Origin of the sequence: Caproiciproducens galactitolivorans, from assembly GCF_026672255.1 — a bacterium.
GTDB classification, from domain to species: Bacteria; Bacillota; Clostridia; order Oscillospirales; family Acutalibacteraceae; genus Caproiciproducens; species Caproiciproducens galactitolivorans_A.
Genome location: NZ_JAPOHA010000005.1, coordinates 80337 through 93867 on the forward strand (window position 1 = coordinate 80337; position 13531 = coordinate 93867).

Annotated in this window: 12 protein-coding genes and 1 other annotated feature (1 of these 13 running past the window's edge); all 12 genes read left to right on the forward strand. The window is 53.4% G+C overall.

The features are described 5' to 3' along the window. Nucleotides 1-25 precede the first annotated feature (25 nt). The 12 genes from OUY18_RS06135 to pgsA all read left to right on the forward strand — a co-directional run bounded on the left by OUY18_RS06135 (nt 26) and on the right by pgsA (nt 13349). A complete protein-coding gene (locus OUY18_RS06135; protein ID WP_268057872.1) occupies nt 26-937 on the forward strand; it encodes a carbohydrate ABC transporter permease in 912 nt (303 codons plus the stop codon). A gap of 15 nt (nt 938-952) precedes the next feature. Next, nucleotides 953-1816, forward strand: coding sequence for a carbohydrate ABC transporter permease (locus OUY18_RS06140; protein ID WP_268057873.1), 864 nt, complete (start codon nt 953-955; stop codon nt 1814-1816). Nucleotides 1817-1847: 31 nt separating this feature from the next. Beyond that, entirely contained in the window at nt 1848-3881 is a 2034-nt protein-coding gene (locus tag OUY18_RS06145) for a DUF5107 domain-containing protein (RefSeq protein ID WP_268057874.1), read from the forward strand. Nucleotides 3882-4172: 291 nt separating this feature from the next. Beyond that, on the forward strand, nt 4173-5510 hold the full coding sequence (locus OUY18_RS06150) for an FG-GAP repeat domain-containing protein (protein WP_268057875.1): 1338 nt from the start codon (nt 4173-4175) through the stop codon (nt 5508-5510). 24 nt (nt 5511-5534) lie between these two features. Then, nucleotides 5535-6239 carry a response regulator transcription factor gene (locus OUY18_RS06155; RefSeq protein ID WP_268057877.1) on the forward strand — a complete coding sequence of 235 codons (705 nt, stop codon included), beginning with the start codon at nt 5535-5537 and terminating at the stop codon, nt 6237-6239. Between the two features lie 34 nt (nt 6240-6273). Beyond that, nucleotides 6274-7740 (forward strand): ATP-binding protein, encoded by a 1467-nt coding sequence (locus tag OUY18_RS06160; protein ID WP_268057878.1) that lies wholly within the window; start codon nt 6274-6276, stop codon nt 7738-7740. Then, the gene (locus OUY18_RS06165; protein ID WP_268057879.1) at nt 7733-8689 is read left to right on the forward strand and encodes a DUF1385 domain-containing protein; all 957 of its coding nucleotides are present in this window, start codon (nt 7733-7735) and stop codon (nt 8687-8689) included. Before OUY18_RS06160 ends, OUY18_RS06165 begins: the two co-directional genes overlap by 8 nt. Nucleotides 8690-8710: 21 nt before the next feature. Continuing rightward, complete coding sequence (gene prmC, locus OUY18_RS06170) at nt 8711-9556, forward strand: peptide chain release factor N(5)-glutamine methyltransferase (RefSeq protein ID WP_268057880.1); 846 nt, start codon at nt 8711-8713, stop codon at nt 9554-9556. 130 nt (nt 9557-9686) lie between these two features. After that, the gene (gene recA, locus OUY18_RS06175) at nt 9687-10799 is read left to right on the forward strand and encodes a recombinase RecA (RefSeq protein WP_268057881.1); all 1113 of its coding nucleotides are present in this window, start codon (nt 9687-9689) and stop codon (nt 10797-10799) included. After that, the gene (locus tag OUY18_RS06180) at nt 10799-11410 is read left to right on the forward strand and encodes a regulatory protein RecX (RefSeq protein ID WP_268057882.1); all 612 of its coding nucleotides are present in this window, start codon (nt 10799-10801) and stop codon (nt 11408-11410) included. Before recA ends, OUY18_RS06180 begins: the two co-directional genes overlap by 1 nt. Beyond that, the gene (rimO, locus tag OUY18_RS06185) at nt 11410-12738 is read left to right on the forward strand and encodes a 30S ribosomal protein S12 methylthiotransferase RimO (RefSeq protein WP_268057883.1); all 1329 of its coding nucleotides are present in this window, start codon (nt 11410-11412) and stop codon (nt 12736-12738) included. The genes OUY18_RS06180 and rimO overlap by 1 nt, the downstream gene beginning before the upstream one ends. A gap of 11 nt (nt 12739-12749) precedes the next feature. Beyond that, a complete protein-coding gene (pgsA, locus tag OUY18_RS06190; protein ID WP_268057884.1) occupies nt 12750-13349 on the forward strand; it encodes a CDP-diacylglycerol--glycerol-3-phosphate 3-phosphatidyltransferase in 600 nt (199 codons plus the stop codon). 103 nt (nt 13350-13452) lie between these two features. Then, nucleotides 13453-13531, forward strand: a binding site (T-box leader) (it continues 123 nt past the right edge of the window).

Genomic DNA, 13531 nt, shown 5'->3' on the forward strand with positions numbered 1-13531 from the left:
TTATGGTAATCGCGGGGAGGTTCTTATGAAAACAAAAAACAAGTCAATGATCATCTTTTTCCTTGCTCCCTCGTTAATTCTGTACTTGGCGATATTCCTGTATCCTACGGTCAGAACCATCGTTATGAGCTTTTTCAAGGTTGAGGGCGTAACGGATTCTATTTCCCAATGGAAGTTTAACGGCTTCGGCAATTTCCAGACGCTTTTCAATACCCCTTTGTTTATGAGTTCCCTGCATAACATCGCCATGATCTGGCTGGTGGGCGGCATCGGCGTTATGCTGGTATCCCTGCTGTTCGGCGTAATCCTCACAAGCGGTGTTCACGGGAAAAGCTTTTTTCGTTCCGTAATCTATCTTCCGAACGTCATTTCGGCGGTAGCCATGGGAACGATGTGGATTAACTATGTATATAATCCGGATTTCGGCCTGTTCAGCTCCGTCTTAAAGGGCATCGGCCTGAGCGGTCAGGCAAATACGCAGTGGACGGGGCCGGAAATGGTCTTCTGGAGCATGCTCATCGCCTACTGTTTCGGTATGGTCGGTTATCATATGCTGATCTGGATGAGCGGGATTGAACGAATTCCGGTTGACTATTACGAGGCGGCAACCATTGAAGGCGCGAATGTGTTCCAGCGCTTCTCTCGAATTACGCTCCCCCTTCTGAAGGGCGTCTGCCGCACCAATATCGTTCTGTGGACCGTCAGCACCATGGCCTTCTTCGTTTGGAGCCAGTTGTTTTCACCGGTCAACCTGAGCGCAAGCACCGTTACGCCGATGTCCTACATGTATGAACTGGTATTCGGCGCGAGCAATTCGGCAGTTACTGTGCGTGACTCCGGCGCGGGCGCGGCAATCGGCGTCATTCTGACACTTGTTGTTGTAGCCGTATTTATGATTTCACAGCTAATCGTCAAAAATGACGACGTAGAACTTTAAGGGAGGGACGAAGCTATGACGAAGAAGACGAAAGAGAAAATCAATTGGAAAAAGGAAATGGCTCTCGCCCCGGGATATATCATCGTCGGTATCTGGGTCATTTTTACCTTTGTTCTGATTGGCTGGATTATTTTGGCGTCGTTCTCTACCACAAGAGAGATTTTCGACGGCCACATCTTCAAGTTTGCAACCGGACTGCATCCGGAAAACTATGTAAAGGCGTGGAAAACGCAGAAGGTTTCCAGCTACTTCATGAACTCCCTCCTTTATACAATGATCTCCTGCACAGTGGTCATTATCCTCGGCGCACCGGCCGCCTATGTACTCAGCCGCTTTAAATTCCGCGGGAATACCCTGATTCAGAATCTGTTTGCAACGGCGCTGGGAATTCCGGCGATCATGATTATCATGCCGCTGTTCTCCCTTTTCAGCCAGTTACATATGAACCAGTCCAAGGGGCTTATCATTTTCCTTTATATCGCGATCAACCTTCCGTTCACCATTTTCTTTTTGAATACGTTCTTCCGGAACCTTTCGGTTACCTTCGAAGAGGCGGCGGCCATCGACGGCTGCTCCCCGATGAAAACATTCTGGAAGATTATGCTTCCGCTGGCGCAGCCCGGAATCATTACCGTTACCATTTTTAACTTTATAACGATCTGGAATGAATATTTCATTTCGCTTATCTTTGCCAATACCGCAAAGACCCGGCCGGTAGCGGTCGGCTTGTATTCCATGATTCAGTCCATGCGCTACACGGGCGACTGGGGCGGAATGTTTGCCGCCGTCGTTATCGTGTTCCTGCCGACGTTCGTCCTTTATATTTTCCTTTCCGAGAAGATTATTGCCGGCGTAACGGGCGGCGCGATCAAGGGATGACTGCCGAATAAACGAATGGGAGACGTTTCAATTGAAAATTTACTGTTCTGCATTGAAAATACCGGGCGCTGTTCTGGAAAACGGAAACCCGCTGCCGCGCTTTCGCGACCGCGAACAGAATCAAACGCTCGTCGACGCGGGGCTTTTGGAAAATGAACGCAGGGGATTCGGCTATCAGACCGGTTTCCGGGAACTGCCCTATTTGGTGCAGGAGGATTATCACAGGGATTTAAAGGAGCGGAAGCTCACCACCGTCGTTCTGGAAAATGATTTTCTCCGCGCGGAATTCCTCGCCGATTACGGCGGTCGGCTGTGGTCGCTCTTTGATAAAAAGGCCGGGCGCGAACTCCTTTTTACCAACCCGGTATTCCGCATTGCCAATCTGGCTATCCGCAACGCGTGGTTTTCCGGAGGAATCGAGTGGAATCTGGGGCAGTTCGGGCATACCTGCCTTACCTGCGAGCCTGTGTTTTTTGCGCGCTGTACGGATTCGGACGGAACGCCGTTTCTGCGTATGTACGAGTATGAACGCCAGAAATGCTTTTTCCTTCAGATCGATTTTCATCTGCCGGACGATTCCGCCTGCCTTTTCGCGCATGTAAAGATTTTCAACAGCAAAGAGGAAAGCGTACCGCTTTACTGGTGGACGAATATCGCGGTGCGCGAGGACCGCAATGTACGCGTATATTCCGGAAGCGATGGGGTAATCGGCATCAAGCCGGAAACGATGGGCTCCCAGTGCGTTCACGGATTCGGACACGATACCATGCCGTTTTTAAAAACCCTGAACGGCAAGGACGGAAGCTACCCCCAGAACCTTCCTTACTCCAATGAATACTTTTTCCAGAACCGGCCGCTTTTCGCCGACGCATGGGAAGCGGCGGCGTATAATGACGGAACCGCTTTTTGGGAGCGCTCCACACCGACGCTGCGCTACCGCAAAATGTTCTGCTGGGGAATCCAGCGCGGCGGACAGCACTGGAAAGACTTCCTTTCTCTGGACGGGCAGGGCGATTACCTTGAAATTCAGGCGGGACTTTCGCCGACCCAGGTGCACGGGGAAGATCTTGAACCCAAAGGCTGCGTACGCTTTACGCAGGCGTTCGGCGGCATGAATGTTGACCCGAGCCGTGCTTTTACGGGCTGGGAACAGTCCAAAGCGTATCTTTACGATCTTGTGGAAAGCCGCCTGAGCGAAGAGGAATTGCGGCGGGCTGACAGCCGTTTTGAAAGTGCGGAAGACGCCGTACCGGATGAAATCCTGCATTTCGGCAGCGGATGGGGTGCGCTGGAAGCTGCGCGCGACCCGCAAATCGTACCGAAAGGACTGGTTTTTCCGAAGGAAACCATGGGCGAAATGCAAAAGCCCTGGCTTGTGCTGCTGCAAACCGGCAGGATGCCCGACCCGGAGCCGAACAGCCTGCCCGCTTCGTGGATGACCGATTCCCGCTGGGCGGAGCTTTTAGCGCAATCCCTTGAAAAAGCGGAAAACCGCAGCGCGGCCGCATGGCTGCATCTGGGCCTGATGCTTTACGAAAGCGGAAAGTGGAAAGAAGGCGTGGCGGCGATGGAGCAGTCGTTGAAACTGCGCCCCACCGCAATCTGCTGCCGGAACCTTGCGAGCGCCGCGGCGCAGGGAAAGGACTGGGAAACCGCCTGTGATTTCATGGAAAAAGCGCTCTCGCTCGGGGGCGCGGAGCAGTCCGCGGTTTTCGCGCAGGATGCAATCGACATTTTCACAAAAGCAGGGTGCTTCGAGCGCGCGTGGGATTGTTACCGAAACCTTCCCCAAGCGTTGAAAGCCGTTGAACGGGTGCGGCTGAACACCGTGCAGGCCGCGTTTGAACTGCGGAAATGGGACTTTCTGGAGGAGCAGTTTGCAAGTGACTTCGCCGTTCTGCGCGAGGGCGAAACCATGCTGTTGGATACGTGGTTCAATGTGCAGGCGGTGCGTTTGGCAGAAGAGAGAGGGGGGCCGGACTGGCACACCCTTCTGGACGAGGTAAAGGAAACGCGCAATCCGCCGTACAATCTGGATTTCCGCATGACAATTTCTTCCCGCTGAATGATAAAATAAATGAGCCGTCGCATGGTAGAAACCGTGCGGCGGCTTTGCTGTTGCATCAAGGCATCAGCGGCGGTATCAGAGGGACGGCGAACGGGGATACGTCATACAGCTTTTTTTGCGTAATCGGAAAGCCGCAAGGTTCACGCGGAGCGGCAGGGTAAGAAGGTGCCTTTCGGCGGACGGAGCATGGGCTTTCGGGCGGGGATCGATTACATAATTGATACTGTTCATTTTGGTCAGAAAATGCTATAATGAATAATCGACTAGAAAACGAAAAGGCGTGGTGAAATGAAGCTGAAAGCTGTAGCAATGGCGCTTGTGCTCGCGCTGACGTTATCGGGCTGCTCGTTTGTGGGCCTGGACGCGCAGACGCTGATGCGTCCGCCGAAGCCGACCGGCGAAAAAGCGGATATTCACGCGCTGCTGGAAAGCAAGACCGACGGGAAGATGACGCTGAAATACCCGCGCAGCGGGGATTACCGTTCAGCAATCATTACGCACGACGTCTGCGGAGATAAAAACGACGAGGCCATGGCGATTTTTCAAAAGGGCGACGAAACCTCCGGCACCGATCTTATGTTTATGAAGAAGGACGGCAAATGGACCGACATGGGCTTTTTCAACAACCCGGCGGCCCAGGTGGACAAAGTCTGCTTCGGCGACGTGACCGGCGACGGCAAGGACGATGTCATCGTCGGATGGGGAAACAGCCTGAATAATACAAGCACCATCTGCGTGTATTACTATAAAAACGGAAAGATGAACGAACTGAAGATCGACCAGACGTATACCGAGCTGGCGGTTATGGACTTTGACGGGGACGGCAAGGACGAAATTTTTACCGCGAGCGTCAGCGTGGGCGACCAGCCCGCGCTTGCCCGCCTGCTCCGAATCAAGGACGGAGACGTGGAGATCATGGGCTCCTGCCGGATGGACAGCGGGGTCACCAAATACGCGTCCGCCCAGACCGGCCTGATCAACGAAAAGCAGAACGGCATCGTACTGGACGGGATGAAAAGCGCGAATACGCTTGTTACGGAGATGCTTTACTGGGATAAAACAGCCAAGGCTTTAAAATCGCCTTTCTTCGATTCCCGGACGAAAACAGCCAATTACACCGTGCGGAACACTTCCGTCGTATCGAAGGATATCAACAATGATAAAATTATAGAGGTGCCGATGGTCAGCCTGATGCCGGGCTACAACGACCAGGCGAATAACGATTCCGCCTATATTACGGACTGGAACCGCTACGATACGCAGACCGGCGCGCTTGTGCGTGTTATGAGCATGGCGCTTGATTACTCCGACGGGTACTGGTTTTTAATACCGGACATGTGGCGCGGCAGGATTACGACCAAGGCGGATACGGCAACGCGTACGGTTACGTTCTACGAGTGGAAGGCGGACAAAAAGAAAGTAACGGGAACGATAGGCGACGCGCTTTTGAAAATACAGGTGTTCTCTGAAAGCGAATGGGACGGCGGGGAAGAGGCTCCCGGCTTTTATGAGCTTATGGAATCGAATAACATGATCTTTGCGGCGTGTTCTCCCTCGCCGGACAATCCGCTTTCTTTAAGCGGAAGCGATGTGAAGAACAGCTTTAAACTGATGAATCAGGAATAATTTTGGATAAACGGAGGGGCAGGTATGAAAAACATCCTTGTTGCCGAAGATGAACAGGCAATACGCGAATTTGTTGTGATTAATCTGAAACGCGCGGGTTACAACACGTTCGAAGCGACCAACGGGGAAGAAGCGCTGGAAGTGTATGAACGGGAGGACGGAAATATTGACGTTGCCGTGCTGGACATCATGATGCCGGGGAAGTACGACGGCCTTGCCGTATGCAAGGAACTCCGGCAGAAAAGCGGCTCGATCGGAATTATCCTTCTTACCGCGCGCACGCAGGAGATGGATAAGGTCAGCGGGCTGATGATGGGCGCCGACGATTACGTTACAAAGCCGTTCAGCCCCAGCGAACTGGTTGCCCGGGTGGACGCGGTGTACCGCCGGGTTGCGCTGGAGCAGATGCGCAATGAAAATAATTTCAAGGAGGAAATCCGTTCCGGCGAATTCGCTTTAAACCTTAGGAGCCGCACGCTGCTGAAAAAGGGCGTGCCGGTGGAACTGACGCAGGTGGAATTCCAGATCATGGAATATTTCTTTTCCAATCCGGGTACCGCGCTTGACCGCACGGAAATCCTGAAGCATGTCTGGGGCGACGCGTATTTCGGCGAGGAAAAAATCGTGGATGTGAACATCCGCCGGCTCCGCATGAAGGTGGAGGATGAGCCGTCGAACCCGAAGCATATTGTTACGGTTTGGGGACTCGGCTATAAGTGGGAAGCCTGACCCGCGGAATTGAAAAGGAAGGAAGGGAAAGAGTATGAAGGCAACCGGCATAACGAAGCGCTGGCTTTTAAACAGCCTCGGCGTCATCCTGTTTATCCTGGTTACACTGATTCTTACCCTTTCCTATGTGATACGCGACTATGTTTACAGCGGGATACAGACGGCGCTGAGCAGCCGTTCCGACGAGCTGACCAACGTATTCGCCGATTATGGGCGCAAATCCCCCAGCGAATTCAGCACAGCCGCCCGCAATTATGTGGAAAACTTTCCGAATAAGGAAAGCATGGAGCTGATGGTGTTCAATTCCAACGGGAAAATCATCATAACCTCCGTCGGCTTCGCTCCGGACGAAAGCCAGCCGATGCCGGATTACCACCAGGCGCTGACCAGTTCCAACGGATACGGCACCTGGACGGGGCAGCTGACCAGCGGGGAAAAGGTGATCGCCGTTACGCGTGTCATGCGCAATAACCGCGGGAACTTCGTCGGTGCAATCCGTTACGTGTCTTCCCTTCAAGAAGCCGACAAACAGGTGTTTTTAATCAGCGGCACGCTGATTCTGGCCGGGCTTCTGATTATCCTTTTCGTCATTATCTCCAGCTATTATTTCATGAATTCCATTATTACCCCGATTAAGGAAATCGGCGCAACCGCCAAGCGGATCGCGCAGGGCGATTTTAAAGCGCGCATCCAGAAAGTAAACGATGACGAAATCGGGCAGCTCTGTGATAACATCAACGATATGGCGGACGAACTGGGAGCCGCCGAAAAAATGAAAAACGATTTTATTTCTTCCGTTTCGCACGAGCTGCGCACTCCGCTCACCGCCATCAAGGGCTGGGCGGAAACCATGCAGGGCGGCGAAAACGACAGGGAAACCATTGAGCGCGGAATGGGGATTATTATCCGCGAATCCGAGCGCCTTTCCGGCATTGTGGAGGAGCTTCTCGACTTTTCCCGCATGCAGAGCGGCCGCATGACGCTGACCATGGACAAGATCGATATTCTTGCCGAACTGGGCGAAGCCGTGTATATGTTCAGCGAGCGCGCCAAAATGGAGAATAAGTTCCTTCTTTACGAGGAGCCCGCCATGCTCTCGCCGGTTCTGGGCGATATCAACCGACTGCGGCAGGTATTCGTCAATATTATCGACAATGCCTTGAAATATACCGATGAGGGCGGGACGATCAACGTTACCGCCGCGGAAACGGGCGGCTTTATCCGCGTGGTGATCAGCGACAACGGCTGCGGAATTCCGGCGGAGCACCTGCCGAAAGTCAAGCGGAAATTCTACAAGGCCAATCAGACCGTCCGCGGCTCGGGAATCGGCCTTGCGCTTGCCGACGAAATTATGAAGCTCCATTCCGGCAGCCTGGAAATCGAGAGCCGCGAGAATGTCGGAACCGCTGTAACCATTTTTATCCCAACCTTAAAACAACTGGAAGACAACCCCGAAAATGAAGCAGAGAACGAAGAAAGGAACTCCGAAAAGAATGGCTAGAGAAAAAACAAAATGCATCACGTCCATCGGTGGGCAGGCGCTGATCGAAGGAATCCTGATGCGCGGGCCCAAGAAGACAGAAATCGCCGTACGGCTGAGCGACGGCAGCATTTCCCTTGAGGATATGAATACGGAATTTGTAAAGAACAAGTACCCCATCCTCCGCCTGCCGCTGCTTCGCGGCATTGCGGCGATGGTCGATTCGCTTACCATGGGCTATAAAGCCCTTTCCCTTTCCGTTGAAAAGGCGGGCATCGAGGAGGACGCGGAGCCATCCAAATTTGACAAATGGGTGGAAAAAACCTTCGGCGATAAAATGATGAACGCAATTATGGTAGCAAGCACGGTTCTGGGTGTTCTGCTGGCGGTCGTTCTGTTCTTCATGCTTCCCACCTTTCTCTTTAATCTTATCCGCGACTATGCCGCCGGCCCCGGCTTTGCGCCGTGGCGTTCCATCGTGGAAGGCGTTATGCGCATCGCCATCTTTATCCTTTACATTTATTTTTGCTCCCGCATGCCGGAAATCCACCGTCTTTTCCAGTATCACGGAGCCGAACATAAAACCATTTTCTGCTACGAAAACAACGAGGAGCTCACCGTGGAAAACGTGCGCCGCCACGGCCGGTTTCATCCGCGCTGCGGCACCAGCTTTCTGGTTATTATGCTGATTCTGGGGATTATTGTGGGCTTCTTTATCCCGTTCGGCAACCCGTTGGTCCGGACAATTGTAAAAATCCTGTGCATCCCGCTGATCATGGGAATCGGATATGAATTTATCCGGCTCTGCGGGCGCTGCGACAACACCGCGACCCGCATTATCGCCGCGCCGGGGCTTTGGATGCAGCGCATCACCACGCAGGAGCCCGACGACAGCATGATCGAGGTTGCCATTGCCGCCATGAAGCAGGTCATTCCGGAAAATGGCGAGGATAAAATCAATATCACTTGAAAAGCGGTGTGGACGTTGACTTTGGCAGAAACCTACCGTAAGGGCAAAAGCGCGCTGGCGGCTGCCGGGAACGAAAGCCCCGCGTTTGATGCGGCCTGCCTGTTCCAAAAGGTGTTCGGCTATAACCGGCAGGAGCTGGCGGTTCACGACGGTGAACCGGCGCAGGAACCAAAAATCGGGGAATATACCGCGCTGATTGAAGAACGCGCGCAAGGCAGGCCCCTTCAGTATATCCTCGGCAAATGGCCGTTTATGGAGCTGGAGCTTTTGGTCGGGGAGGGCGTTCTGATTCCGCGCGAGGAAACGGAGCTTTTGGTGCGCACGGCGGCGGAGCTTTTGAAGGGAAAGGAAAATCCGGAAATCCTTGATCTTTGCTCCGGTACGGGCGCGGTCGCGCTCGGCCTTGCCTCTTTGTTTCCCAATGCGCCAATCTGCGCCGCGGAACTTTACGACGGCGCATTTTCCTATCTGCAAAAAAATATTATAGAAACAGGGTTCCGGAACGTAAAACCCGTCCGTTTGGATGTTCTGCATCCGGGAACGGAGGAATTTCCTCCTTTGGACTGCATCGTTTCCAACCCGCCCTATGTTACAGCCGATGAAATGAAGACTTTGCAGGCGGAAGTGAAGCATGAGCCGCGCACAGCGCTGGAAGGCGGCGCGGACGGCCTTGTTTTTTACCGCGCAATCGCGGATTTGTGGCTGCCGAAGCTAAAGCCCGGCGGCATTGCGGCGGTCGAGGTCGGAGACAAGCAGGCGGCGAAGGTTGCGTCCTTTTTTCGGGACGCCGGACTCGGACAGATACGGGTGGAAAAGGACTTTAACGGCATTGACCGCGTGGTAGCCGGAGTACGGGAAAAGGATTAAACGTACGTTCGAGATTATCCGTTCGTATATTGCTTTTCGTTTGGAGATACGGTATAATTTTAAGATAGAAACAGCAAATTTGAGGCCGGAAATCTTAGGATGCAAGGCCTGTCATAAACCGGAGGACGATATGGCGACTGATAAGAACAAGGCGCTGGAAACGGCGCTCGCGAACATTGAAAAACAATTCGGCAAAGGCGCGGTGATGCGTCTCGGCCAGAATGAGGCAATGCATGTGGAGGCAATTCCAACCGGTTCGCTGTCGCTTGATCTGGCGCTGGGAATCGGCGGGCTTCCGCGCGGAAGAATCGCCGAGATTTACGGGCCGGAAAGTTCCGGTAAAACCACGCTTGCCCTGCACTGCATTGCGCAGGGGCAGAAAAACGGCGGGAACGCCGCGTTTATCGATGTTGAGCACGCGCTCGACCCGGTTTATGCCCGCGCCTTGGGCGTAGACGTCGACTCGCTTCTGGTTTCCCAGCCGGATACCGGCGAGCAGGCGCTGGAAATTACGGAAGCGCTCGTGCGTTCCGGAGCCATTGATGTAATCGTGGTTGACTCCGTTGCCGCGCTGGTGCCGCGCGCGGAAATCGAAGGGGAAATGGGCGACAGCCACGTCGGTTTGCAGGCGCGCCTGATGAGCCAGGCGCTGCGCAAGCTGGCGGGCGCGATTTCGAAATCGAACTGCGTCGCCATCTTTATCAACCAGCTCCGTGAAAAGGTTGGGGTTTCATACGGCAATCCGGAGGTTACTCCCGGTGGGCGCGCGCTGAAGTTCTATGCTTCCGTACGCATCGATATCCGTAAAATTGAGACATTGAAAAACGGCACCGAGATGATCGGCTCGCGTACCCGTGCGAAGGTGGTAAAAAATAAAATCGCCCCGCCGTTCCGTATGGCGGAATTTGACGTAATGTACGGCAGGGGCATCTCCCGCGAAGGGGAACTGCTCGATCTTGCCGTTAAACTGGACATTATCCAAAAAAGCGGCGCTTGGTTCTCTTATAAAGAAACGCGCCTTGGGCAGGGACGCGACAACGCGAAGAACTTCTTAGCGGAAAACAGTGATATCGCCGGCGAAGTAGAAGCGCTGGTCAAGGAGAATGTTTCGAAACTGTTCACGAAAAACGCCTCGGATTCTGCTTCCGCGGCAAAACCGGTTGAAGCGGAAACTCCCGAACCGGCGAAAAACACTTCCCGCGGCAAGTCCGCCGATATTGACATTTCCGCGGACGACGACTGATGCTGATTACGGCGGTCGAACCGCGCAGGAAAAGCCTTTCGGCGCTGTTTATCGACGGGGAATTCGCGGTGAATATCGATACCGAAACGCTTTTAAAGTCTGGCTTTCGGGCCGGGCGTGAAATCAGCGACGAGCAGCTTCACGAATTGATTCAGAACAGCGACAGCCGGCGCGCCGGCGAAAAAGCGCTTTATCTTCTGGAGCACCGGAGCCATTCGCAGAAGGAGCTGGCGGATAAGATCAGCCGCGTTGCTTCCCGCGAAGCCGCGGAAGCGGCGGCGCAGCACATGGCGGATATCGGCCTTGTCAACGACGAGGACTACGGAAGACGTCTGGCGGCAGATTTGCTGTGCCGCAAAGGCTATTCCGCTTCCCGCACGCGAAGGGAATTGGAGCAAAAGGGAATAGACCGGGAGCTTGCGGAGCAGATTATTGAGGAAACCGCGCCGGACCCCGTTCAGAAAATACAGGAGATTATCCGCAGAAAATACGGGCTTCTGCCGCAGGATGAAAAAGGCCGCCGCAGAAGCATCGCCGCGCTGCAAAGGCTCGGCTACCATTGGGATGATATCCGAACAGCGATAAATGAAATGGAAAACGAGGACGAATGATGGCATATAGTGTAGGCTTGGTAAGCCTTGGCTGCGCCAAAAATCAGGTGGATGCCGAAATGATGATGGCTGCGCTGCAAAGGGCGGGCTATGAAATAAAGGACGACGCCGCAGACGCGGATGCCGCGATTGTGAACACCTGCGGCTTTATCGACGCGGCGAAAAAAGAGTCCATTGACGAAATCCTGCGGCTTGCCGGGTTCAAGGCACAGGGGAAACTTAAGGCGATTATCGTTACCGGCTGCCTTGCCGAACGGTACCGCGAGGAAATCTTAAAAGAACTGCCGGAAGTGGACGCTGTGGCGGGAATCGGCGCGGACAGCGACATTGCCGCCGTGGTCGGGAAAGCGCTCAATGGTGTAAAGCTCCAAAGCTTTCCGGAGAAAACGCTTCTGCCGCTCAGCGGCGAACGCCGTCTTTCCACCCCGGGTTACTCCGCGTATATCAAAATTGCGGAAGGCTGCGACAACCGCTGCGCCTACTGCGCAATTCCGTTTATCCGCGGACATTACCGTTCAAGAACAATGGAGGACATTGTCGGGGAAGCGAAAACGCTGGTGCAAAACGGCGCAAAGGAACTGATTCTGATCGCGCAAGACACCACAAGATACGGCTGGGATCTTTACGGAAAGCTGATGCTTTCCCAGCTTTTAAAGGAACTGTGTACAATTGACGGCGTTTCCTGGATTCGCGTTTTGTATTGTTATCCCGATTACATTACCGACGAACTGCTCGAAACAATCGCCGGGGAAGAAAAGATTGTAAAGTATATGGACTTGCCGCTTCAGCATTGCAGCGAGCGGCTCTTAAAATCCATGCGCCGTACGGGGAACCGCGAAGAATTAACCGCGCTGATTCAGAAGATGCGCGCAAAGATACCGAATCTGATTCTTCGCACCACGCTCATTACCGGTTTCCCGGGCGAAACGGAAGAAGATTTTACGGAGCTTGCGGAGTTTGTGCATGACATCCGCTTTGAGCGCCTCGGATGTTTCCCCTATTCGCAGGAAGAGGGGACGGCTGCGGCGGAAATGCCCGGCCAGATTGACGAGGATGTGAAACAGCGCCGGATGGAGCTGATTATGGAAGACCAGATGAATATCATGCAGGAGTGGGGCGAGCAGCAGGCCGGAAAGACCTTCCGGGTTCTGACGGAAGGTTACGAGGAGGAATCCGAATGCTGGGTGGGCCGCTCCTGGGCGGACTCGCCGGATATTGACGGCCGTATTTATTTTACAGCAAATGAACGTTTAAAGACCGGCAGCTTTACAGATGTAAAAATATTGGAATGTGTCGACTGTGAACTGTATGGAATGATTGCTGAATAGGAGGCGCGTACATGAATCTTCCGAATAAATTAACGGTAATACGCATTATACTGGTTCCTTTTTTTGTCGCTGTACTTTTAATTCCCGGCATCCCGCACCATTATCTTTGGGCGGCTGTTTTGTTCGGCGCGGCGGCGCTTACAGACCATTACGACGGGAAGCTTGCGCGTAAAAACAATCAGGTTACCAATTTCGGGAAATTCCTCGATCCCCTTGCCGATAAAATTCTGGTGGTTTCCGCGCTGGTCTGTTTTGTCGACCTCCGGCTTGCGGCGACCTGGTGTGTGCTGCTGATTATCGCGCGCGAATTCATGGTGACTTCCATCCGCCTTGTCGCGATGGACAGCGGCGTGGTGATCGCCGCGAACAAATGGGGCAAAACAAAAACCGTCAGCCAGATTATCGCCATCATTGCCATTCTGGTTTTTCAGTACGTGCAGGAACTGGTTACCCTTGGCAAGCTTCAAGCCTTTACAATCGGCGGAATGTCCAGCGAGGCGGCATTCGGCGCGGTCGGTTATGTTCTGATTCTTATCGCGACGTTTTTCGCGCTGCTTTCCGGCGTGATTTATATTGTACAGAATTTCGGTGTGATTCATACCATGAAATAGAGATTCGCCCTTTTGTGAAAATCCATGGGGGTTTACTTCCTTTGAATTTTGGTATATACTATTGTCACATTTTACGAAGAGAGTGCTATAGTATCAGTATGACTCAAATGCGATGAACGGAAGAAGTAACCGTACTGTATGCATCAGAGAGAGGACGCCCAGGCTGGAAACGTCCTTTGCAG